General features: G+C 32.1%; 23 protein-coding genes. 13 read left to right on the top strand and 10 right to left on the bottom strand.

The annotated features are described in order from the left end of the window. A complete protein-coding gene (locus tag WAF17_RS07610; protein WP_338768343.1) occupies positions 1-456 on the top strand; it encodes a hypothetical protein in 456 nt (151 codons plus the stop codon). A gap of 98 nt (positions 457-554) precedes the next feature. Here the strand turns inward: WAF17_RS07610 and WAF17_RS07605 are convergent, their stop codons facing one another. Beyond that, positions 555-938, bottom strand: coding sequence for a hypothetical protein (locus WAF17_RS07605; RefSeq protein WP_338768341.1), 384 nt, complete (start codon positions 936-938; stop codon positions 555-557). A 106-nt stretch (positions 939-1,044) separates the two neighbouring features. Further along, entirely contained in the window at positions 1,045-1,368 is a 324-nt protein-coding gene (locus WAF17_RS07600) for a hypothetical protein (protein ID WP_338768339.1), read from the bottom strand. Between the two features lie 145 nt (positions 1,369-1,513). Between WAF17_RS07600 and WAF17_RS07595 the strand changes: the two genes are divergently transcribed. The 4 genes from WAF17_RS07595 (at position 1,514) to WAF17_RS07580 (ending at position 6,428) form a co-directional block, all read left to right on the top strand. Continuing rightward, positions 1,514-2,098, top strand: a complete 585-nt coding sequence (locus tag WAF17_RS07595) for a GNAT family protein (RefSeq protein WP_338768336.1) — start codon at positions 1,514-1,516, stop codon at positions 2,096-2,098. A 502-nt stretch (positions 2,099-2,600) separates the two neighbouring features. Next, on the top strand, positions 2,601-3,431 hold the full coding sequence (locus WAF17_RS07590; RefSeq protein WP_338768333.1) for a succinate dehydrogenase cytochrome b subunit: 831 nt from the start codon (positions 2,601-2,603) through the stop codon (positions 3,429-3,431). A gap of 206 nt (positions 3,432-3,637) precedes the next feature. Beyond that, complete coding sequence (locus tag WAF17_RS07585; RefSeq protein WP_338768330.1) at positions 3,638-5,572, top strand: fumarate reductase/succinate dehydrogenase flavoprotein subunit; 1,935 nt, start codon at positions 3,638-3,640, stop codon at positions 5,570-5,572. Between the two features lie 85 nt (positions 5,573-5,657). Further along, on the top strand, positions 5,658-6,428 hold the full coding sequence (locus tag WAF17_RS07580; protein WP_338768327.1) for a succinate dehydrogenase/fumarate reductase iron-sulfur subunit: 771 nt from the start codon (positions 5,658-5,660) through the stop codon (positions 6,426-6,428). Between the two features lie 371 nt (positions 6,429-6,799). Here the strand turns inward: WAF17_RS07580 and WAF17_RS07575 are convergent, their stop codons facing one another. Then, positions 6,800-7,828, bottom strand: coding sequence for a hypothetical protein (locus tag WAF17_RS07575; protein WP_338768324.1), 1,029 nt, complete (start codon positions 7,826-7,828; stop codon positions 6,800-6,802). A 92-nt stretch (positions 7,829-7,920) separates the two neighbouring features. Further along, positions 7,921-10,392, bottom strand: coding sequence for a hypothetical protein (locus WAF17_RS07570; RefSeq protein WP_338768322.1), 2,472 nt, complete (start codon positions 10,390-10,392; stop codon positions 7,921-7,923). 244 nt (positions 10,393-10,636) lie between these two features. On the opposite strand from WAF17_RS07570, the gene WAF17_RS07565 reads away from it, so the two are divergent. Together WAF17_RS07565 and WAF17_RS07560 are read left to right on the top strand one after the other, a co-directional pair. After that, positions 10,637-11,005, top strand: coding sequence for a hypothetical protein (locus tag WAF17_RS07565; protein WP_338768320.1), 369 nt, complete (start codon positions 10,637-10,639; stop codon positions 11,003-11,005). A 101-nt stretch (positions 11,006-11,106) separates the two neighbouring features. Continuing rightward, positions 11,107-12,168, top strand: coding sequence for a hypothetical protein (locus WAF17_RS07560; protein WP_338768318.1), 1,062 nt, complete (start codon positions 11,107-11,109; stop codon positions 12,166-12,168). 34 nt (positions 12,169-12,202) lie between these two features. Here the strand turns inward: WAF17_RS07560 and WAF17_RS07555 are convergent, their stop codons facing one another. Continuing rightward, positions 12,203-13,333 carry a YihY/virulence factor BrkB family protein gene (locus WAF17_RS07555; protein ID WP_338768315.1) on the bottom strand — a complete coding sequence of 377 codons (1,131 nt, stop codon included), beginning with the start codon at positions 13,331-13,333 and terminating at the stop codon, positions 12,203-12,205. A 168-nt stretch (positions 13,334-13,501) separates the two neighbouring features. Further along, a complete protein-coding gene (locus tag WAF17_RS07550) occupies positions 13,502-14,590 on the bottom strand; it encodes an IS4 family transposase (protein WP_338760955.1) in 1,089 nt (362 codons plus the stop codon). 406 nt (positions 14,591-14,996) lie between these two features. On the opposite strand from WAF17_RS07550, the gene WAF17_RS07545 reads away from it, so the two are divergent. Beyond that, complete coding sequence (locus WAF17_RS07545) at positions 14,997-15,524, top strand: hypothetical protein (RefSeq protein ID WP_338768313.1); 528 nt, start codon at positions 14,997-14,999, stop codon at positions 15,522-15,524. A gap of 71 nt (positions 15,525-15,595) precedes the next feature. Here WAF17_RS07545 and WAF17_RS07540 read toward each other — a convergent pair whose 3' ends face one another. Beyond that, positions 15,596-16,141, bottom strand: coding sequence for an acyl-CoA thioesterase (locus tag WAF17_RS07540; RefSeq protein WP_338768310.1), 546 nt, complete (start codon positions 16,139-16,141; stop codon positions 15,596-15,598). Positions 16,142-16,376: 235 nt separating this feature from the next. On the opposite strand from WAF17_RS07540, the gene WAF17_RS07535 reads away from it, so the two are divergent. From WAF17_RS07535 to WAF17_RS07525, 3 genes are all read left to right on the top strand, one after another. After that, positions 16,377-18,221: a tetratricopeptide repeat protein gene (locus tag WAF17_RS07535; protein ID WP_338768308.1), complete on the top strand. Its 1,845-nt coding sequence runs from the start codon at positions 16,377-16,379 to the stop codon at positions 18,219-18,221. 101 nt (positions 18,222-18,322) lie between these two features. Beyond that, positions 18,323-18,904 carry a tRNA-(ms[2]io[6]A)-hydroxylase gene (locus WAF17_RS07530; protein WP_338770164.1) on the top strand — a complete coding sequence of 194 codons (582 nt, stop codon included), beginning with the start codon at positions 18,323-18,325 and terminating at the stop codon, positions 18,902-18,904. Positions 18,905-18,943: 39 nt separating this feature from the next. Further along, the gene (locus tag WAF17_RS07525) at positions 18,944-19,561 is read left to right on the top strand and encodes a hypothetical protein (RefSeq protein ID WP_338768306.1); all 618 of its coding nucleotides are present in this window, start codon (positions 18,944-18,946) and stop codon (positions 19,559-19,561) included. Positions 19,562-19,585: 24 nt separating this feature from the next. Here the strand turns inward: WAF17_RS07525 and WAF17_RS07520 are convergent, their stop codons facing one another. Together WAF17_RS07520 and WAF17_RS07515 are read right to left on the bottom strand one after the other, a co-directional pair. Continuing rightward, positions 19,586-20,407 (bottom strand): SGNH/GDSL hydrolase family protein, encoded by an 822-nt coding sequence (locus WAF17_RS07520; RefSeq protein ID WP_338768304.1) that lies wholly within the window; start codon positions 20,405-20,407, stop codon positions 19,586-19,588. Between the two features lie 121 nt (positions 20,408-20,528). Then, complete coding sequence (locus WAF17_RS07515; RefSeq protein WP_338768301.1) at positions 20,529-20,705, bottom strand: hypothetical protein; 177 nt, start codon at positions 20,703-20,705, stop codon at positions 20,529-20,531. Positions 20,706-20,846: 141 nt separating this feature from the next. Between WAF17_RS07515 and WAF17_RS07510 the strand changes: the two genes are divergently transcribed. After that, on the top strand, positions 20,847-21,236 hold the full coding sequence (locus WAF17_RS07510) for a hypothetical protein (RefSeq protein WP_338768298.1): 390 nt from the start codon (positions 20,847-20,849) through the stop codon (positions 21,234-21,236). A 126-nt stretch (positions 21,237-21,362) separates the two neighbouring features. Further along, complete coding sequence (locus tag WAF17_RS07505; protein WP_338768295.1) at positions 21,363-22,469, top strand: chorismate mutase; 1,107 nt, start codon at positions 21,363-21,365, stop codon at positions 22,467-22,469. A 79-nt stretch (positions 22,470-22,548) separates the two neighbouring features. Here WAF17_RS07505 and WAF17_RS07500 read toward each other — a convergent pair whose 3' ends face one another. Next, entirely contained in the window at positions 22,549-24,618 is a 2,070-nt protein-coding gene (locus tag WAF17_RS07500) for an insulinase family protein (protein WP_338768292.1), read from the bottom strand. Between the last annotated feature and the right edge of the window lie 8 nt (positions 24,619-24,626).

Raw genomic sequence — 24,626 nt, 5'->3', positions numbered from 1 at the left:
ATGAAAAGAAAGATTGGTTTTGCAGATGTACTAAAATGCTCTAGTATAGAGGAGTTAAAGGAAATGCGTACTAAACACTTAGAAAGCATAGAAAGCACTAAAGTTAGTATGAAAAAATCGGTAAGTACTTTATTGAAACTCTTGCAGAACGCATACAAGCCTATTTCTCAAGACACCCATTTATTTGAAAACGATAATCCTTTAGATGTATTCAAATATATTGAAGAAGATATTATTTATATCAATGGCAATGTTTTTTCTATTAAAGAAAAAAAACTAAAAAATTATACTGATGATAACTATTTTAGAGAAATAAATAAAGAGACTCAAGAAATAAACATAAAGTTCATTTCACAAATGAAAGAGTATTTTGATTCACGATTGAGTTCTATAGATACTGAAATAAAAATCATAAATAAAGTAGAAGCAGAATTGAAGACAAGAAGAATAAAATAAAAAATCATTGTTCAATACAAACAATGCTTTTTTATTTTAAACATACTTCTCAAAAGGCTTTACAAATTTCTCAATTCTATTTTCAGTTTTTATCAACTTTATTCAAACCCAAAGCCTGTCAAATCTTCAAAACTAAGTTGAAATTGTTGTTCATCTTTTAAATGTTTTTGAACAAGCCTAAGCCTAGAAATTTCTTGTTCTATTTCCATAACTCTCGTACAAAGCTGGTTTATCTCTTCTACTTCTTCACTAGAAATATGCTTGTCAGAATAAAGAGTAGAAATTCCTCCACTAACAGAATAATGCCCTCTATTTAGTAGTGTATTACGTAAAAGATATGACCTAACTTTATCTCTATCGTCTAGTATTTTGTCTAGCTCTACGTTTCTCTTATCTAATCTAGATTGAAGAGCTTCAATTTTTGTATTGATAGCTTCTTTTATTTGTTTTCCATTTTTCTCAAAAATAATATCAAGTCCCATAAGTTTTGTTTGTTTCTGTGAATAAATAAATTTAGAACATTAAATTAGCTGCTTTTACTGTGCAAACAGACTCAAAATTTATTCTCTACAATAATATTTTAATCAGTTACTCATCGTAATTATCATTTTCAGAAAGATAATCTACTTCGGCGTGTTCGTCTTCATAGTTACTTTTGATTTCTTCTTTCAAATACCCTTCATCATCAAAATCATCATCGTCTTCAATAAGTTGGAGAGCCATAGCAACGGACATTCTCACTAAATAAATTTTTTCGTTTGTCTCAAAACGCAACGCACTCACAGTTTGATTATCTTTGTTTTGAAACTTAATTAAGTGCTGACTATATCCTTCTGGATAAACAAGTTTGATTTGTTCTTGTAAATCAGAATTTAGTTTTTCGAAATCGGTAATAACACGTGCCTTATTCATTGAATTATTTGGTTTGTTAGAAGGTTATTCATTGGATTTTCAGAACGTAAAACTATTTAATCTTGTTTTAAAATTCTGAACTTTTTTTGCTCAAAAAAAGGTAATACATTGAAATAAATTATCACTCAAAAAAACACCTCGTAGTATGACGAACAGTAAAGACCAAAATTTAGAAAATATTGAGTTACAAACAAAAAGATTAATTCTCAACTCTCTTTCTTATAAAGATATTCCAAAAATAATCGAATACGCAAACAATCCAAAAATTTCAGATAACGTAATAAATATTCCTTTTCCCTACTTTGAAAAAGATGCTATTTTTTGGCTCAATATGGCTAATCAAGATAAAAAGACGGGAGAAGCCTACAAATTTGCTATTCGCAAAAAAGAAGATGAAAATTTGGAATTTATAGGAGGAGTTGGTCTTTTATTAGATAAAAAACATAACAAAGCAGAGTTAGGTTATTGGATAGGAGAACCTTTTTGGAGTAAAGGGTTTGTGAGTGAAGCAGTAGAAAAAATCATTGAGTTTGGTTTTGAAACTTTAAAGCTAAACAAAATTATTGCAAATCACTTTTTAACCAACCCAGCCTCTGGAAAGATTATGATAAAAAACAAGATGATAAGAGAAGCTCATCTAAAAGACCATTATAAAAAAGGCGATAAATATTTGGATGTAATTCAGTATCGCCTAACAAGAGAAGAATACCAAGAAAACAAGCTGAAATAGCAAATTCAAATGCCTATTACTTTCAATATAATTGAAAATGATGGGTGTTTTTTTTGATAAAATTTCAATTCTAACAATTTTGTAACTAGTTTATTTAGAAATATTCAAAATAAGCAAAAATTACTATTACATATTGCAATGCTATTTTTTGTAGCGTACCTTTGAAAAGGTTTTATGTATTCAATAAAAAACTATGTAAATAGGCTTTTAAACAGTATATTTATAGCAATATTTATAAATGAAATTTACTCTTGAAATAGAATAACAAAAGAAATAAACAAAATCAGTAATGACAGATTTATTTTTATATTCTTTTATCGTTATTTATTCTGATAACTTTCAACCGAGGAATAAAAATTAAATAAAACATTATACTGTATTTTAATCTACTAACAACCAGTTTATTAAATTCGTAATTCGTAATTTTTAATTGACTTCGTCGCTTTGACAGGTCGTAATTGTTCCTTATAATTAATTTTTTAATCAACTTAACCAACTCCCTATGAATTGGATTATACGCACCCTGACAAGCAGCGTAGGCAAAAAAGTTTTAATGTCTTTGACAGGGTTATTCTTAGTAACGTTTCTGATTGTTCATATGTCTGGTAATTTTCAATTATTGAATCCAGATGTTTTGGCAGCAAGTGAAAGTTTTAATATTTATGCCGTCTTCATGACGACATTTCCTCTTATCAAAATCACTTCATATTTGCTTTATGGCTCTATTGCATTACACGCTTTAGTAGCTCTTTTTCTTACTTTACAAAATAAGAAGGCTCGTCCAACAGGCTATGCAATTACTGGAAGCGCAGAAAAATCTTGGGCTTCTCGTAATATGGGTATTTTAGGTTCAATCCTACTTGCTTTTATTATCATGCATATGGCGCAATTTTGGTCAAGATACCATTTTGGAGGAGAGCTTCCTGTTATGGATATAGACGGATACGCATATAAAAATTTGTATGCACTTGTGGCTACTACTTTTTCTGTATGGTGGTTCTCTATTTTATATCTCATTAGTATGTTAGCAGTCGGTATGCACCTTTGGCATGGTTTCCAAAGTGGTTTCCAAACACTTGGTCTTCAACATAAGAAATATACACCACTTATTTCGGCTGCAAGTAAAGGACTAGCTATTCTTTTTATTGTTGGTTTTTCTAGTATGCCTTTAGCTATGATAGCTCAATTTGGAGTTTCGAATAGTATTGATGAAGCAGCAGAAATAGTAATGAAAAAATCTATAGAAGAAGGCGTAGAATGGAAAGTTTCTAACTGGTCAGATTTAGAAGCTGATACAGAATGGGATAAAATACCAGCAACTGAAGCAGAATAATTTCGTCTTGCCGTTGTTGGTATCTCCACCAATGACGTAATCAAAATTAGCTTTTTACTTAGAAAAATTCTAAATTAAGGTTAGTTTCAAAACTTTTTGAACAAACAAATTATTCACTATCATATAGTTAAAGGGTTTTTTCAAATAATTCAGTTTAAATTGAATCATTTGTATAGAGCCATTTGTAAAAATATAAAAAAACAATTATGTCAGAACTCAATTCAAAAATCCCTGAAGGCTCAATCGGCGAAAAATGGGACAAACATAAATTTAATATTCGCTTAGTAAACCCTGCCAACAAACGTAAATATACAGTTATCGTTGTCGGAACAGGGCTTGCAGGTGCATCGGCAGCAGCTTCTTTGGCAGAACTTGGCTACAATGTAAAAGCATTTACTTTTCACGATAGCCCTAGAAGAGCGCACTCTATTGCAGCGCAAGGAGGAATTAATGCAGCCAAAAATTATCAAAATGATGGCGATAGTGTATATCGTCTGTTTTATGATACAGTAAAAGGTGGTGATTATCGTTCAAGAGAAGGAAATGTTCACCGTTTGGCACAAGTAAGTGTCAATATTATTGACCAATGTGTAGCACAAGGTGTTCCTTTTGCTCGTGAGTATGGTGGAATGTTAGATAACCGTTCTTTTGGTGGAGCTTTGGTTTCACGTACTTTTTATGCAAAAGGACAAACAGGACAGCAGCTTCTTTTAGGGGCTTATTCTGCTCTTAGCCGTCAAGTAGCGACAGGAAAAGTAGAAATGCACACTCGTACAGAAATGCTTGATGTTGTCAAAATTGATGGAAAAGCAAGAGGAATAATTACTCGTAATCTTGTAACTGGAGAAATCGAATCACACGCTGGACACGCTGTTTTGCTTTGTACTGGTGGATATTCAAATGTATTTTTCCTTTCTACAAATGCAATGGCTTGTAATGCTACGGCAGCTTGGAGAGCGCACAAAAAAGGAGCTTATTTTGCAAATCCTTGTTATACTCAAATTCACCCAACTTGTATTCCAGTTTCAGGTGACCACCAATCAAAACTTACTTTGATGTCGGAATCACTTCGTAATGATGGACGTGTTTGGGTACCTCGTAATCCAGAAGATAAAAAGAAAAATCCTTCTGAAATTGCAGAAAAAGACCGTTTCTATTATTTAGAAGAAAAATATCCAACCTTTGGTAATCTTGTTCCTCGTGATGTGGCTTCAAGAAATGCAAAATATGTTTGTGATGAAGGGCTAGGAGTAGGAGCAACAGGAAAAGCCGTTTATCTTGATTTTAGAGATGCCATTAAAAGAGATGGACAAAAATATGTAGAAGATAAATACGGTAACCTCTTCGATATGTATAAGCAAATCACAAATGAAGACCCATATAAAGTTCCGATGAAAATTTATCCTGCACCTCACTATACAATGGGTGGACTTTGGGTAGATTATAATTTGATGACAAATGTTGAGGGGCTTTATGCTCTTGGAGAAGCGAATTTCTCCGACCACGGTGCAAACCGTTTGGGAGCTAGTGCTTTGATGCAAGGTTTGGCAGATGGGTATTTTGTTGCACCTTATACAGTTGGAGATTTCTTAGCTACGCAGCCTTACAAAATTGAGGATACTTCGCATGAAGCATTTACACAGGCAAAAACAGAAGTTGAGGCAAGAATCAAGAAAGTAATGAGCATTAATGGTAAGCAAACACCAGATGAAATCCATAAAAAATTAGGTCGTATCATTTGGGATTACTGTGGAATGTCAAGAAATGCAGACGGACTGAAACTTGCTCGTACAGAAGTACAAAAACTACGTGAAGAGTTTTGGAATGATGTAAAAGTAGTAGGAACTGAAAACCAACTCAACGCAGAGCTTGAAAAAGCACTTCGTATTGCTGATTTCTTGGAGCTTGGTGAACTTATGATTATTGATGCTTTGGATAGAAATGAATCTTGTGGTGGACACTTTAGAGAAGAATACGAAATCAATGGCGAAGCAAAGCGTGATGACGAAAACTATTCTTACGTAGCTGCTTGGGAGTTTCCTAAAGATAGCAAAGGCGAGTTTATGACTGGCGACCCAGTTCTTCATAAAGAAGAATTAGTCTTCGAAAATGTCAAACTTACACAGCGTAGTTACAAATAACATTTAGACCCTAAGGGTTTTGCAAAACCCTTAGGGTCTGTATTGCAAAAATACTTTCAATTAAATATAGAAATTCATAAAAATTATGGCAGAACAACATAATTCATATAAAATAAAAGTTTGGAGACAAGCCAATGCAAAAGCAAAGGGCGAGTTTAAAAACTATAAATTAGATAACGTTTCGACAGATATGTCATTTTTAGAAATGATGGATATGCTCAACGAAACATTAGTAAGAAAAGGCGAAGACCCAGTAAGTTTTGACCACGATTGTCGTGAAGGAATTTGTGGTTCTTGTGCAATGTATATCAATGGACACCCACACGGAAATGTACGTGGGGTAACTACGTGTCAGTTACACATGCGTTCTTTTCCAAACAATACTACTATCACTATTGAGCCTTGGAGAGCATCAGCTTTTCCAGTTATTAAGGATTTGACAGTCAATAGAAGTTCTTTTGATAGAATCATTCAATCTGGTGGTTATGTTTCTGTAAATACAGGAAATGCTCGTGATGCAAACGAAATGCCTATTCCAAAGGAAATTGCTGACGAAGCATTTAATGCAGCAGCTTGTATTGGTTGTGGTGCGTGTGTGGCAGCTTGTAAAAATGCTTCAGCTATGCTTTTTGTTTCAGCTAAAGTTTCACAACTGGCACTTCTTCCACAAGGAAAAGCAGAAGCTCAAAAACGTGCTGAAAATATGGTTGCTCAAATGGATGAAGAAGGATTTGGCTCGTGTACAAACACAGGAGCATGTTCGGCAGAGTGTCCAAAACTTATCGGTCAAGAACATATTGCTCGTCTGAATAGAGAATACTTGACAGCAAAAGCATCTTCTGATTTTGTAAAGTAGAAAGTTTAGTTTACTCTTGTAGAATGTAAAAATAAAATTCCCAATACAAATTAATTTGTATTGGGAATTTTTATGTATATGAATACTTCTTTTTAACGTGAAATCAATACTCTACTAGGAGTAAATTATGCAACTGTATCTTCTTGGGGAGATTCTTATAAATTTGATTGCGAAGCAAGAGCAAAATAACAGTTGTAGCGTCTAGCGATGTTTCTGAAGTGTATTCTAAATGGTCTTTATGTTTATTAGCAATTATTTGAATATATTCATAACTATCTAAATTCGTACTAAAGGCATTTTGTAATTACTTTTTGCTCAATAACTCATCTATCTTTTGCTCTAATAAAGCTAGTTATTATCTGATTGCTAATCTACCACCAGTCCATATCAATTTCTTCTAAGTCAACATCTGGAAAATTGTATTTTTCTGTTAATATTTTTTGTGAAAAGGTTTTTTGTTCTGAATCTATCATTGAACATAGTAAATCTTTTACTTCATCTAGTTTTTCTTTGTCAATGCTATTAGCTAAATCCCAAACTTTATTTACAGTATATCCTCCCATAATTGTACTAGCTTCCATCACTCCACTATTGATTTTTAAAAGGTTGTCTGCTCGTTCTATTACGTCTAGAAATTTTGTAAATGTAAATGACAAGGAACGTCCATTTTGTATTTTATAATCTTCTAACTGCCGTTTTTTTCGTTCTTTATAGCTTTGTGATTCTAAATTATCTACGTATTTTTCTACATCATTATTAATTAATTTATATTCGAATGCACCTCTACCTCTTAGAAAGCTTCCATTTTTAAAGTCTTTTGATAAATTCTCTCCTATATCAAAGGCTTTCATTAAAGATTTAAGTTGTTGTAATCTATAAAGTCTAGGAGGATTAGAAGAAATAGCTTCTTCATTCCATTCGGATTGCTTTGGAACTAAATCTACGAATTGAAGATAAATCTCCAAAAAATCTTTGACTGTATAAATTGTAGGAGTAATTCTAGTATTTCCAATATAAATACCCCATATTTTTTTATCTCTATTATGCCAAGAAACAACTAAATTCTTATTAGAATAGAAATAGTAATGCCAACTATTTTTCTTTTCTATAGAATCTGCTTTGCCAAATAAATTCTCAATATCTTGCTCCTCTTTTATTTTCAAAGGGTCTAAACCTTCTTTTCTAATTAAAAATTCTACAATTTTATTATCTGATGTTCTATAACAATAAAAATCGTCGTTGTGTGTATTAACCCAACTATTCCCAGTAATCTCTTTTTCTGTTATAGATAGTTTGTCTAATAATATATTGCTATTTTGATTAAGATTAACACCTAAAAGAGTGATTTCATCTAAGTTAAAATCTTTTGTTAGAATATTAATATTTCCTTGTAATTCCATAAAGTAGAGTGTTTTTTTTGATTAAAAATAGTAAAACCATATCTAACAAAAAAGTCAAATATGGTTTTATGAAAAATTACAGAATAATGGTTTTACTCTTCCGTATTCTCATTCAGTTTCAAATTATCCAAAACAGAGCTAATTTGCGTTCCTTTCAAAAGATTTCCAAAGACATCAGCGATTGACTTTCCTCCCAAAATAGCCAACGGTGCCATTGAATCAGCCATTTTTTGAGCGAGTTCCTTATCAGAGAACGATTGTAAGGCTGCAATCAAATCTGGAGAAACGGCTTTTGCTTTTGCTACTACAGCTTCTACTTCAGTTTGCTCTTCCAAAATGTACTGCTCCAACTGCTTTTGAGCTTTTTCTATTTCTACGGCATCTTTTGCTTTTTGTCTTATTAGCTCGTCATCATTGATTTGATTCAATGATTTTTGTTCTTCTAACCTAGCTTGTAAATGACGCTCTTTGCTCATTATCTCACTCTCAATTTTGGCTAATGTAACCTCTAAGAGTTTTTGGGTTTCTTGTTTCTGAAATTCGTATAACTTCTGTTTAGTTTCAGACTGTGTCGCTGCAATTTGTCTTGTAATGGCTTCACTTTCCTGTGTAAACTCTAGTTTTCGTTTTTCAGAATTAATACGAAGCGTTTGCATAACAGTATCTTGCTGCGAAGAAACCAGTAAATTTTCAATATTCGCATCACCTAAACTTATATCCAAAATTTCTACATCATAGATACGCATTCCGTTTTCTTCAAAAAGCCTTCCTGTGCGTTTTCCTGTTTTCTTGTCAGATTCTCCCAAAATAGCATCTCTTAAAATAGTAATTCCATTGGCATAAAATTCCATAATTGGGTATCTTCTGACTGTATTTCTGATATATGAACGCATATGGTCAGTCAAAAACTTGACATAATTCTCTACATTGAACCACTTGTCAGAACTTCCTTCGAAATTGACACGGTATGAAAGATGGATTCTGACTTGCGTATAATCTGCCGATTCTGCCATTATTTCATCAGAAACTTTATTATACAAAACTCTCAAATAAACGGTTTTGATAGAATTTGCAGTTGTCTTTGGAGTTCCTGTTGAAAGTTCAATGCCTTCTAATTCTTCATCATACTCTAATAAATACGATTGAGGACCTTCAATAACTTTTCGTTTTCCTGTCTTACTGACCACCAAAACAGCATAACCTGTCCAAGGCGCAATCGTAACAGCACCCTCAAATTTTGTATCAAGCGTAATCATGCGAGGTGGCGTAAAACTGCTATCACGATTAAACTCATCGCCTACCATCTCATCAGAAATCTTTGCTTTCTTGCGTAATTGTTCTTGTGGACGTTGTGGAGCTTGGTTTTGCTCTTGCAGTTCAAAATCAGTAACAAAATTATCATTCTTGGCAATATCTTGTAAAGCCATGTTGTACTGCATAGCTTCATTGTTATTTGGAAACCAAAGTGAGGTTTGTTTTTCTGTCAAAACTCTTCGTACCAAAACAAATTCTCTAGGGTCTGGCAAAAACATAGCAGCACCTTTTTTGAGTGCAACTGTTCCTGTTTTTCTGTTGAGATAATAACGCCCTTCTCCTGCTGGAATGGCAATGGCATAATGACGCTCTTTGTTTCCATAACGAACAACAGCGTGTTCTGGACGAGGATAATAAATCATTTGGTCTTTTCCAGTAATGAAAAGTTCGTCACCTTCTTTGTACTCTTTTTTACCTTCTTTGTATGGTGCAATTACTTTTATATACAATCCACTCATTTCATTGAGTTCGATGGCTTTAAATTTTCGCATTCCATTTTTCTCAATAAACTCTTCTGTTGGTTCTGGAAAAACTACTTTTGGTCCTTGAATGTAGCGTTTGTTTCCGTCTTCATTAAGCAAAATACAATACTCCAAACGCTCCAAGGTTACGGCTTCACGTACATATTCATCGCCATAAGCATCTTCATCTCTGACAACTTCAATTCCTGTTGGTGGAATGTAAAATGAAACAGCATCGCCACGAATAATGAGAAGCTGCCCCATAGTAAGACTTTCAGCTACTTTCTTGAGTTCTTTTACTTCTTTGTCTTCTCCTTCTTTTGTCTTGATGACAGATTTACCCCAATTTTCTCGTGCTTGTTGCTCATCATAGACACGAACTAATAAATACTGATTTGAACTTAGATTATGACCACGGATTACTCGTGTCATTTGTCCTGCCCAAAGCGCAAAAGAAATAGGACCTGAAATATTTATTTTTCGTCCTACATTGAGTTCTGCCAAATTATTACTTGTTCCTACTTTTGGTGGATTATTATCTTTTGAAGGATTTTTCAAGACTACATACCAACCCTCTGGGGCAATAACAAAAGAGCGCATAGAATCTTCTAAATTACATTTCTCAAAACGCTTGGTAGCATCATCAAATCTAACAGGACGGTCAGTATTGGCAAGACTTGTTTTGTAAGGACCTACATAAACATTGATATTTCCCTTTGTTTGGTCAGAAATAAAGGCGTATTCGTTGGGAGCTAAAACTAAATCTCTTTCTCGGCTTGTGTCAGACATAAGTGATTGTGGTTAAGTTAAAATGATAAGGTAAATTTGGTGATAGAATTTCTCTTGCTGGTAGATTTTAATCTTAGTGTATATTTAACAATAAGATATTTAGTTCTATTAACGCTACTTTTTTGATAAAGGTTTCAAATTTTTAGAAATAAGTGTGTTTTTTTTACACTAAGTGAAATTTTCTTTGATGATAAGAAATAGTAGGGGACAAGATAAGTCCGATAAAAAAAACTAAATTAGTAGTATGAGTTACCTAAAAATAGAAAGTTCAATATTTAAAGTCATTAATACTTCAATTGATATAATAGATGGTTTCATTATTCTAAATGTTGAAGCAAAAGAATCTTCATTTGTGCTGTTTGTAGAAAATACTGGCATTGATTTTAATAAAAATCAAGAACTAGAAACAATGTGTGCTTATTCTAGAATTTACTGGGAAGGCAGTAGCTTTCTCGTCGAACAAATACAGTTAAAATTTAATGCTTACGATAGCAGTAGGAGTAACATGCATATTAAAGGCAAAGGACAAATAAAAGAGGATGAGGAGGAAGACTTTTGCTATAATTTAGATTTTGAGTGTACTTTTCAACTCCCACTGATGGATAGTATATAGATAGTTCATAGTTTTCCAAAAAAAGTATTTAATCGTTGCTTGAAATGAGCATCAAATTTGATTAAGTTACTTAAAAAGAACCTCTTAAATCTACTTTTCTTATGAAAATCTACTTTGCACTACTTTTTTCTCTTCTATTTTTAATTTCTTGTAGTAAAGATAATGTAGAAGCCGAGAAACGAAATTATAAAATGGGCTTCACTACTTTTCCGTATGAGTTTAGTATAGAATCTGTTAATGGCACTTATAATTTTATTGAAAAAAATGCTGATATTTATTCGGAACATATAGATAATACGATTCCTTGGGAGGCTCTTATAAATCAGACTGAACTTCCAACAGCTTTTACTGATGAGATAGATTCAAAAGTTAGTCGCAGGATAAATAGCCATGAGTTGCTTCTTTCTGTAAGTATATTGAATACTGTTCGTACTGATTTGCAAGAAGATTATGATGGGAAAGTTCCTGCTTATAACTCACTTACAGACGAACATATAGAAAATGGTTATTTTCGTTATTTGGAGTATTTGGTAGATAGATTTTCGCCTGATTATTTAGTGATGGCAATGGAAGTAAATGAACTGAAAAAGAACAGCATTAGTAAGTGGAATGAATACAAACAGCTAGGAGATAAAATACGAACTCGTTTGAAAGAAAAATATCCTACTTTAAAAGTAGCCGAATCTTTTACCTTACATAATTGGTATCAGCAGCCTACAGATTTTGTAAATGAGATTAGAGAATATAGTAGTAAATCTGATTTTTTGGCGATTAGTTTTTATGCTTTCATTATGAACAAACACACAAAAGAAGAATTTCAAGGTGCTTTTGACTTTCTACACTCCCAAACTTCAAAGCCTATTGCCTTTGTTGAAACTAATACGATAGCGCAAGATTTATCGATTCCTAATTTAGATATTTTTATTCCTTCTTCTGAAACAGAACAAAATATTTATTTAGAAACACTCCTTGAAAATGCACAAGAGCAAAACTATGAATTTGTCATTTGGTGGGCGCACAGAGATTATGATAGGTTATTAGAATTTTTTCCAGAAGATACTCAAGATTTGGGTTTGATTTGGAGAGATACAGGTCTTTTAGATGAAGATGGAAAAGAGCGTCCTGCTTTTTCTACTTGGCAAGAGTATTTTTTTGTAGAATAAAAGCCTATTTGTACATTGGGATTGTTTTTTATTCCTAATCTGATGATTTCGCTTGATTTTCTACCTCTTTTTTAATCTCATCTTTTACTTCTTTTTCTACTTGCTCTTCTGACTTTGCATCTTGTGCTTCATTGATTATTTTTTCTTCTTTTTCCTCTTCTTCTTTATCGTTCATCTTTAAGTTTTTAGTTCGACTCTCTTTCCAAACTCTATACCTTCGAACAGCTATTTTTCTAGCCTTTTCTATGCTTACATTTATCTCAAAGCCAAATAAAATAACAAGAGAGATTACGAAAAGCCAAAACATAAACCCTATAAAAGTGCCAATAGAGCCGTATAGACGGTTATAGGTATTGAAATAATTGATATAAGAAGAAAAACCTACCGACACCAAAACACAAGAAAGAGAAGCCAAAACTGCACCTACGCCATACGTTCTCCAAGGAATTTTGAGAGCAGGAGCAAAACGATACAACATGGAAAGCGTTAGGAGAATAATCAAAAATGCAAAAATATATCTCAACACTTGAATGCTATAATAAAGACCATTTTCACTTAAAAGACCATGAAAAATCAAGAAATTGAGTAAATATTCTCCTACAATAATCAAAACAATAGTTAGTAATAAAAGAACTGTAAATATAAGTGTTAGACTTAGAGCAGTAATTCTTTTTTTAATAAAATTTCGCTTATCAATAATTCGCTGTGAACGGCTAAAAGCATCCATAAATCCGATTGTTCCACTTGTTGCAGCAAAAAGAGCAGCCACAAAACCAAAAGACAAAAGCCCTCCTCGTTGTTTGCTGACAATATCATAAATAGTGGTATCTATAAAAGCATAAATTCCATTAGGCACAATCGCATTGAGTTCTGTAAAAATGCGTTCCTCTAAATCTGGAATTTGTAAGTAAGGAATGAGAGTAAACAAAAAGATAACAAATGGAAAAATAGCTAAGGTAAGATTAAAAGCAATTCCACTAGCTCTGTCTGGGACAGCATCCTTTTGTATCTTAGAAAAAAAAATCCCTAAAATTAGATATAAATTAAACTCTGGATTTTTTCTAAAGTAAATATTTTCTAAAAAACGCTCAAAACCCTCTACTCGTTTATGATTACGAATATTGTGAGAAGTTTTTTTGATTCGTTCTTTAATTTTCTTACGCATAGATTCAAGTTAATTTAGCCAGTTAAATTATAGCTATATAAAGTCTGGGCATATAATTTATTCAATTTAGCCAAAAATCTAAATAGAAAGCCATTTATTCAAACAATTATTCGTTTTTCTAAACATAACATACTTAATTTTTTTCTTTTTCTGTTTAAGCTAATTTTCTTACTCCATTGACAAAACTTTAATTTTTTGATCAAATTTAGTTTCACTAGTCATTGGATTATTGAGTATTTTTTTAATTTCTATTAATCCATATCTGAAAAAAGAGTATTCATTATATCCATTTGAACAGACTCTTATTTTTGTTTTTTTATGTTTCCATTCTCCTACTTTGTAACACCAAACAAAGGCAATGGAACACAAAGCAATTAATTTAGCTATTTTATTTGGTTCTGTTAATTTTGTATTTTCTAAGTTAAAACCTTGTGATTTTAGTGCTTTAAACAACGTTTCGATTTCCCAACGTTGTTTATAAATTTCAAAAATATTATCCAATAAAACAGGTGATGCTAAATAAATATATCCTTTTTGTGTTCGACTTACAGATAAATATACCTCTGCTTCATTGACTACAAATGTTCCATCTAGTTGATAGGTTTCTGAAATCGAAAGCCCTCTACACCATGCTACAATAGACTTTGTTTTCCCTTTTCTAGTAGCTTTAAAGTTAGATTTTATACGCATTACAAAATCAAATTTTTTTGTAGCTAAATAGAAAAACCATTTTTTACCTATAAACTCTCTATCTGCTACAAGAGCAGTAATAGATAAATTAGGAAATTGATTTAAGAAATCTTCTATCAAATCAATTCGTTGTTGAGTAGCTGAATTTCCTGTCCTCGAAAGTACAGACCAACAAAGAGGAATAGATACCCCTTTATGAGCTGCTGAGAGAAGCAAAATATTAATATGCTCTTTTCCAACTTTCCAATTCGTTCTATCCAAACACAGTACGATATTTTCCCATTGTTCAATGCCTTCTAAGGAAATAATCAAATTAGTAATTGCTTGAAAATCAAGCTCATAATAATTTAAAAAGCGTTCTATACGACGTAAAGAAGAACTGTATTCTACATTCCTTTCAAACGCAGTTGCAATTTGAATTAAACCTCCTAGACCTACCTTTATAACAGCTATTACAAAAAGACCTATAAATTGAACTCGGGCTAAATGAAACCCTTTTAAATGAGAAGATAAAACACTAACTAATTTTGTAACTTTACCACTAGAAGCATACTTTGCTTTCGCCATAATTGAGAAAATTTTGTGAGAAAAATTTTGTGAGAAACTCAATTATGGCTTTTTTTTATCTAAATTTAAAATCTTTTGTCAGAGGACTGAGGCTAATTTTAGAAGAGTTTTTTTTGAGTGAAAATAACGCCCATTTTCTTATCAAATGAAGATTTATAATTGTGTTTTCTGCTTTTACTGTTGAATCACTTTCTTAAAAGTAACATCTAAATGCCAATGCAACTTATTTTCTTAGCTTTTCTTTTTTATATGTTTTTCAAATTGGTTTTATACGTGTATTTGTTGGTGTCGCTTCGCTAAAACACCAACAAAGGCTAGATAAAATATAAACCCCAATACAGAAAATATTTCTTTTGTATTGGGATTTTTTTGTACATTAATATTTTCATTTATAAAAAATAATACAATGAAGTCTCTCTATTATATTTCAGTCATTTATCTAGTAATAGTTACTATTATTCATATTATTACTTTAGTTGTGATAGATACTTCTTTTCTTAGCTTTTCTTTCATGTTTGTTTGCCAAATTGGTTGTATGGGACTTATTGGATATGGTCTTGCAGTCGGAAAAAGAGGAACAGAAGAAAAACCTAGTATTTTTGGTGTCTTTAAAGGTTTGCCTTCTTATATTTCTAAAATAGCAATAGGAGTAGTTGTGTATGTCGCTTTACTCATTTCATTTTTTATTTATAGTGCAATCAATGTAGATTATGATACCAAAGACGGTGTAACAGCAGTTTATGAAAACAAAATCTATCAACTACAAAATCGTTATGGTAAGTTTATAAAAAATATAACAGAAGAAGAATATCATTTATATAACACAAGAGGTAAAAGAATCTTTTCAGCTGTTTGGATAGTAATTGGAGGAATGGCAACAGCTAGTTTTTATAAGACTTATAAAAGTGAAGAAATAAATGAAGATGTAACATAAAAGCTCTCTTCATACCACAACAAAAACTCTATCCTAAAAACTAGAATAGAGTTATTTACAAAACAGGATATTTATTTTTGTTTTCCTTCTGGATTTATTTTGAAGAAAAGTGATTTAAGTTCAGTAGCTTCTTCTGGCTTCATCCTATCTGCTAAAACTAAACGAAGCTGACGACGACGCAAAGCACCATCAAAAAGCATAATTTCTTTTTCAGTTTCGGGTTCAAGTTCAGGAACATTGATAGGATTTCCCATTTGGTCGACGGCTACAAAAGTCAAGAAGGCTTTATATGCTAATTTTCTTCCAGAGCCTTCCAAAATATTCTCTCCATACGCCTCCACATATACTTCCATAGAAGAATTAAAAGCACGACTGACATGAGATTCTAATGTAACCACGCCACCTAAAGGAACAGAAGCCTCAAACGAAACATTATCAACAGAAGCAGTAACTACGACACGATTACAATGCTTTTGAGCTGAAATAGCTGCTGCAATATCCATAAGGTGCATCAGTCTTCCACCCATTAAATTATTCAAGGGATTGGTATCATTGGGCAAAACCATTTCGGTCATCGTAACGTATGATTCACTTGCTTTTCTTGACTTAGGAGGCATAAAAATAATGATTAACGATTAATTTTTAGTGATTAGTGAATGAAAGGTAGGGAAAATGACTTGCCTTTTCCTTAACAAATTTCAATCTGTACAAAAGTAAGCAACAATAATTGTAATAAGGCGTTAAAAAAAATAAATTCTTAAAAATAAGTCGTGTTTTTGTGATAAATTGTAATACTATATAGCTTATGCTTTAGCGTGAGTAAATGTACCATAGACTTTAGTCTGTGAAATAATGAAAACTCTATCTATGAAAAAATATAATCCTATCAAACTCTTCCTATCTATATTATTAATTGCTTTTTTCTCCTCTTCTCTAACTGTTTTTGCTCAAAACACACAAGATTTGGCTCTAGCAGATGAGTATTACGAACAAGGGGAATACGAAAAAGCAGTTCAATATTATGAAAAAATAGCGAAAAAAAATCCTTCAGCTTCTTATATCTACAATAATTATTTAGATGCACTTATTCGCTTAGAAGAATTGAAAGAAGCTCAAAAATATATAGAAAGATGCTTGAAAGACCGACCTTTAGACCCAAAAATGAATATTGATTATGCTAAACTTTTACTCCAAAAAAGAGAAGACAAAAAAGCAGATAAGCATTTTGACGAGTACATCAATTCTATTAAATCAAATTCTCATTTGGCTCGTGTGGCTGCTCGTGTACTAGCACATGAAGGATTTTATGAATATGCTGAAAAGCTTTATTTACAAGCTCAAAAAAACACAAAAGAAAACTATGATATGGATTTGGGACTTCTTTATTTAGCAATGGGAAAACCAGATAAAATGGTAGAGCAATTTTTGATTTTACTCAAAAAACAGCCTAATGATGCGCCTTATGTTCAACATTTATTACAATCTCGTTTGTCGGAAGATGAAGAATGGGATATGGTAGAGCCGATGTTATATGAAGCCATACAGAAAAACCCTAACGATGAGGTTTTCAGCGAAATGTTGGTTTGGTATTTTCTTCAAAGAAAGAATTTTATGATGGCTTTCAGACAAGCAAAAGCACTAGATAGAAGAAATAAATCAGAAGGCGTAAAAATAATGGAAATTGGAATGCTTGCCTATAATAATGAAGAATGGAAAAGTGCTACGGCTATTTTTGGTCATCTGACAGAAAATTATAAAGGAAGATTGATTTATTCACAAGCCAAACATTTTTTGATGGCTTCGAAGGAAGAATACATAAAAAATCAGTTTCCTATCGATAAAGAAGAAATAAAGTCGCTTGTCAATGATTACGAACAAACACTTGCAGAAATAGGCTGGAATCCAAGTACAGCAAAATCAGCTCGTAATATGGCTCTCTTACAGGCTTTTTATCTCAATCAAAAAGAAGTAGCTATAAATACGCTCAATAAAATCACAGAAATTAGAGGTGTGCCTCATCAGCTTTTGAGTCAAGTAAAACTAGATTTGGGAGATATTTATGTATTAAAAAATGAACCTTGGGAGGCAACTTTATTGTACTCACAGGTAGAAAAAACAGAGAAAGAAACGCCATTAGGTTATACAGCCAAACTCAAAAACGCCAAACTTTCGTATTTTAGTGGAGATTTTAAACTTGCCAAAGCACATTTGGATATTCTGAAATTAGCTACTTCAAGAGAGATTGCCAACGATGCAATGGATTTGTCTATCTTGATTCAAGACAATACAGGCTTGGATTCTTCTGAAACAGCAATGAGAGAATATGCAGCCATTGACTTATTGATTTTCCAACAGCAGTATGAAGATGCTTTATCAGCTTATAAAAAAATGCGTAATCATTTTGAAGACCATTCTCTGACAGATGAAATTTACTGGAAAGAAGCTACTATTTTGCAAAAAATGGGACGTTTTGATGAGGCAGCCGAAAAACTACAAACTGTTTTGAAACTCAATCCAACAGATATTTTTGGCGATGATGCTAATTTTCTCTTAGGAAAAATCTATGAAGAAAATCTTGGTAACACAGAAAAAGCAGAAGAATATTACAAAAAACAACTTGTAGATTACGCAGGAAGTGTTTATGTAGTAGAAGCAAGGAAACGCATCCGAAAATTACGTGGAGAAATCGTAAATTAGTTGTGCGACGATTTGCAATAGTATTAACTGTTATAAATATCTTTTCATAACTTTATTTGCCTGTATTTATTTCTAAAATCTTAATTCTAAATTCTAACTTTATTTTACACCTTCAACTCCCAACCGACCCACGCTGGACAGAACTAGCTCAAGAAAGTATTGAAGCTATCTTGACAGACCACGCTTATTGTGAGCAAAAAGCAGCTTCTTCTTGTATTTCACTTATTGTAACCTATAATCATTACCCAAACCTTGTCGATACGCTTTCTCCTATTGTAGCCGAAGAGTGGTCACATTTTGAAATGGTTTTGGATCAACTCAGAAAACGAAATCTAACTTTTGGAGGAAAACGCAAAGATGAGTATGCACTCAAACTTCGTAAGTTTATGGTAAAAGGAGGAAGTGAAGAAATGCGACTTTTGGATAATTTGTTAGTAAATGCGCTGATAGAAGCACGTAGCTGTGAGCGTTTCAAAATGCTTTCAAATACAATGGAAGACGAAGAACTAAAGAAATTTTATCGTGAACTAATGGTTTCAGAAGCTCGTCATTATACCGTTTTTATTGGTTTGGCAAAGCAATATTTACCAAAAGAAATAGTAGATAAACGTTGGCAAGAATTTTTGAATTACGAATCTGAAATTATGGAAAGTTTGGAGCTTCGTGGCGATAGAATGCACTAAATTTCTTAATTGTGAATGATGAATTGTAAATTTTGAATTATGGAAATAGGTTATTTATTAATGGGAAAAAACCACCCTACTAGCAAAACTGAAAGTAATTATAAAGGTGTTTTTCGTTATGGAGCATTTAGATTTAATCCTATTCCAAATGAAAATAAAGAAGAACTTGAACTATTTATAAAACATGTTAATCTATTACCTACTGATAAGAGCGAAAATAATGATTTTTTGTATGATATAGATATTGCTAAAAGCCTAGTTGAAGAGTATAAAAAAATTGGGAAAAATTTTTATTTGATGGCTTGTATTGATGTATCTGACAAAGATGAAACGATACTAGATTCTCAATACAAATTTCTAGGATATGATATTTGTGATAGAGTTTTTCAATCTTTACTCAAAATTGAAGGATATAAACCAACTAGTAAATCTATTCAAGATTTATCAGATGATATAGAAGGTAAATATTTACTAAATTTTGCTCATACAAAACTTTTTTCAAATCTATTAAATGAAAATGAACTATTTAACTCTCGTTTAGAGGCTAAAGCTCTTATACAAGAAAGAAAGCTATTGACTGAAAAATATCCAGAGTTTGATACTATTCACACGGATATATTTTATATTTATAAATTGTATGAAATTTCAAACGATTAAGAATGTAGTTTACTAATATTCTTCTTATTTATTATCCGAACCTTCCGAAACAGGTTTTTCTAATAAGATTTTATGGCGAGATTTATTCATAATCCAAGTTGCAATCGTATCAGCCCAATATCTTGACGATTCTCGTGTTGGGTGTGCGCCATCTCTTTCTCTATCAAACTCTAAATCTTTAGACAAGAAAAACGTATTTGAAGGCATATTTCGCTCAATAATTTCATTAATTCCTGTATCGTCTTTCCAGTTTGGAGGACCTACCCAAATAAAAGGCGTATCTCCAGCTTGTGCAATAATATCTTGAATATCTTTTTCTCGTTCGTAAATATCAGTACGGAAAAGCTCATTTGCGCCTAGCGTAAAAATCACAATTGTAGGCTTATAAATTTCTATTAAACGCTCCAAACTATCTGTTTTGCTCCATTGAATGGTAAGCGAACTATACCAAATTCTGCCTTTCAAATAATGGTTGTTATGACTTGCATAGCTTCGAAAAGCTAAGTATAAACCTTCTGACATAGAGTCGCCAGTCAGTAAAATACGCTGTGCCGAAGTATCAATGCTATTTTTACGAGCTAGTTCTAAAGAATCAACTAAAAAAAAGGTTTGTTTTGCAACTTGTTGATAAAGAAAATCTGTTGAGGGAGGAACAAATAATTCTTTAGCTTTTGGTTTTTTGACGGATAAATCAAAATTTACAGGTTGTTCATAGCTATCAATCGCATATAGACCCAAAACAACACCTAAAATAACCAACCACACAGAAAATAAATTGTGTAGATTGGATTTAGAAGTTTTTTTTGAAGAAGAATCAGAATCAAAAGGAGGGATAAAATCAGACAATGACGAAAGCAATTTAGGTATAACAGATTTTATATTCTGCTCAAAATAGAAAAAGAGAATTAATAAAGTTCAAATTTATTAATTCTCTTATCAATAAGCTACAATTTTTTAGAAATATATTTTAAGCAGAAAGGTTTTTCTTATGAAAAGATTGCCAAATATTTTGTTGGTCTGCAAAAAGAACTTGATTTAATGGACTTTTAGACAACCATTTTTGTAGCATTTGCGATTCTTTTTCAGTAATTTGTCCACTCAATTGTTTGGTAATAAGCTGAAGATACTTTATTTTGATTGGCATAGTTGAAATAGATTTTGAAAATAAAAAAAGTAAGAAAAAATAATTGTTTGAGATAAAGACGAACAAAAAATAATTCTACCCTATTTGTCTATCTTTAAAGTGTGTTAATTTTATGTAGTAATAAATTTTGATTAAGCGAAAATGAAAGATTCTGAAAATTCTCAAAACGATAAGAACCTAAATAATGCTGCTTTTGAGACAGCTCATCTAACCAAAATTATTGATAAAGATGGAGAGCTTATTTTCGTTCAAATTTCGGCTTCTCTTTGGAAAGAAATAGAAACAAAAGTAGAACCACTTGTTTATCAAGAACTTAGAAAGCAATTTAAAAAAGCAAAAAAAGAAAAGTTAGACGAAGAAAAGGAAGAATTTTCCCCTTTTGAATACGTAGAAACGATACAAGCCGAACAACTTAACAATGATACTTTCGTTAAAAAACATTTCAAGAACAGTACGCAACTATCAGAGCAAGTGCAGCAATATCTTCAAGCTTTACAACAAAAATTAGCCGAACACAAACCTGTAAAGTAGTCTTTCTTACAATATTTAGAAAGTTCTAGCTACTTTACAAATCATATTTTAATTACCTTTGAATTTTAATTTAGAATAATTTACGTTGTTGTTTGTATTTAATCAGACAACTTTATCTATATATTTATGGAATTTGCCCCTTTATCATCGTGGTTTCCAAATAACCCAAACTGGAATACCGAAAAAAAACCATTGTTCATTGCTGGTCCTTGTAGTGCCGAAACGCCAGAACAATTGATGGAAACCTGTCAAGATATTTCTAAAGATGAGCGAGTACAAGTTTTGAGAGCAGGAATTTGGAAGCCTCGTACACGTCCGAATAACTTTGAAGGTGTTGGAAAGATTGGTTTAGAATGGCTTTTAGATGTCAAAAAAGCAACTGGAAAGCTGACTACAACCGAAGTAGCCAAACCAGAACATGTAGAAGAAGCACTCAAACACGAAGTGGATATTTTATGGATTGGTGCAAGAAGTGTCGTTAATCCGTTTACAATGCAAGAAATTGCAGATGCTTTGAAAGGAATTGATATTCCTGTTATTGTCAAGAATCCGATTAACCCAGATGTTGCTCTTTGGATGGGTGGAATCGAACGTATTAATCAAGCTGGAATCAATAAAATGGCAGCCTTGCACCGTGGTTTTTCTAGTTATGGAAATACAAAATACCGTAACGAACCGATGTGGCAATTGGCTATCGAACTCAAAAGTAAATTACCTACTTTGCCTCTTCTTTGCGATCCAAGTCATATTGGAGGAAAGCGTGAACTTATTTACCCACTTTGTCAGAAGGCAATGGATTTGAATTATGAAGGTTTAATGGTCGAAACGCATAGAAACCCAGATGAAGCTTGGAGTGATGCCAAACAGCAAGTTACGCCACAAAGATTAGCCGAAATTTTGGATAAATTAGTGGTTCGTACAGGAAACTTAGAAACACTTAAAGATGCAGGACTTTCAAATAAATTACAAGAATTGCGTAATCAGATTGATAAAATTGATAGAGAAGTAGTAGAAAGCTTTGTAGCTCGTTTGGAGCTTGTAAAACAAATTGGAGATTACAAAAGAGAAAATAATTTGCCTGTTTTTCAGTTAGACCGTTGGCAGAAAGTATTTGAGAGTCGTCCTGAGTGGGCAGAAACAATGGAGATTAATCCAGATTTTGTTTCATCAATTTTCAAACTTATTCACGACGAATCTATTCGTATTCAGACCGAACGCAAAGAAGATTTTTAATTTTTCTTTATTCATAAAAAAATACTTCATTGATAAGTTTAAGTTTATCAGTGAAGTATTTTTTGTTGTTCCAAAGTGGTTATTCCACCATAAATACTTTAGCATCAATACTAGGATTTAACTCTATCTTTTTTACTTCTATTTTATATGCTCCTTGTGGCGAATTTCCTTCCATTTTGTAAGGCACTAAAAGGTTTGTACTTCCAACTTTACGATAGTCTTTTATAATCATTTCGCCTTCTGCCGAAACCTCTTTAATTAGCAAACCTGTTTTGGGATCGAAGTATTGTAGTTTTTCTCCATACTCTTTATGGATAATTTTTACTTCAAATACAGATTTTTCATCTACAACTTGTGCGCCCACTAATTCGAAGGTGTAACCATTTGACTTATCATATTTATAATAAGGATTAATAAAAGTTTGTTCTCTTATACTGACTGCTTGTATAGAAGGCAATTCTTGTATTGTGTCTTGTGTTATCAAATAAGCTTTTTTTCCATTATAAATTTGTTTCATGCCTCGCTTAACTACTTCTAAGGCTACTTTTTGTTGATTTTGAATGTGTATTTTTTGTTCTATTTGTGTTCCTGCAATACTTATTTTTTGTTCTTTTTCCATCGAAGTAACTTCATTCCATTTTTTTCCTCCAATTTTATTCAAATAATTTTGTATTACTTTTTCAGCAGTCATTCCTATCAAAATACGTTGGTCTGCTTGTGCTGCCATTTCTCCAAAAGTATCATAGATTTGAATATTTCCAAAAGGAGCTAATTTTTCTATTAAAACGTTTTGGTCGCCTACTGCTACGATAGTAATATTTTCTGGTTTGATGTATTTTTGAGCAACTCTCTGAATATCTTCTATTGTTATAGTATTTATTTTTTGAATATAGTTAGTATAAAAATCAGTAGGTAAATTATTTCTAGCAATATCAATAGCAAAATTAGCTATCGTTTGAGGGTTTTCTAAAGAACGAACAAAAGAACCAATTATAGTTGCTTTTGCTTTATTCAGTTCTATTTTAGAAATAGGCTCATCTTTTATTTTTTCTAACTCTTTTAAAAACTGAACAACTACACTATCTATAACATTATTACTAACAGTGGTGGACATAGTAAAGGAAGAAGAAAGCTTATTGGGTGGCAGCGTAGAATACACATCAAAGTCGTAGTTTTTATTTTCATTTTTATAAAGGTTTTGAAAGGCACTATTTGCCAAAACCTCATTCATTAATTTGGTAGCCATACAATCTCTGCTATTATCTAATGGATAGAAAACAGGATAAGTAATACTTAGAGTTGTTTGAGCTGCTTCTACACGATTCGAAATGGCTACTTGTGGTTTTTCTACTGCTTTGGGAGCATTATATTTGGTGCTAGGAACTTCTTTTTTTTCCCATTGAGAAAAGTGTTTTTTAGCTTGTGCTTTTGCTTCTTCTAGTGTAATATCTCCAACAATAGCTAGATAAGAAATATTTGGACGGAAATACGTTTGATAAAAATCTTTTAAATCTTCACTCTTGACAGCTTGTAGAGTAGCTTCTGTTTCGACTTCTCCATACGGATGGTTATTTCCATAATTTATCTTTGAAACTACATTTTCTGCAATTTTTTCAGGACTAGAAGGCAAATATTTAAGATTTAATAAAGCATCATTTTTCACTTTTTTCAGCTCTTCATTTCTAAATGAAGGATTATAAAGAATATCCGAAAAGACGAATAGTACATTATCTGAATAACGCTTTAATGATGAAGCATAGATTCCTCTGGCAGAAGTAGTCAGACTTGCACTTATAAAATCAATTTCTTTATCTATTTCTGCTTTCGTACGTGTTTCTGTTCCGTAACTTAGCATAGAACCAAATATATTTAACATCCCAACACGTTTTCCTTCCATAATTGGGTCATAATCAACAACCAAAGAATAAGAAACTTGGGGTGTTTTGTGGTCTTCAATTACAAGAACCTGTAATCCATTTTCTAAAGTAAAAGAGTTAGATTCTGCTATTTCTATTTGGCTGATTTGAGTAGCTTTTGGAGCTTTGCTTCGGTCTAATTTTGTGGTGGTAGAGCTTGAAGGGAGAAGTGTACACTGAGTAAATAAAAAAGTAACCAAAAAGGCACTACTTAGGATAAGTTTATTTTTCATTTTTTTGA

The organism is Bernardetia sp. ABR2-2B, assembly GCF_037126435.1.
Classification (GTDB): Bacteria; Bacteroidota; Bacteroidia; order Cytophagales; family Bernardetiaceae; genus Bernardetia.
The sequence above is the reverse complement of the archived record's forward strand: the minus strand, read 5'-3'. Positions and strand labels throughout refer to the sequence as shown.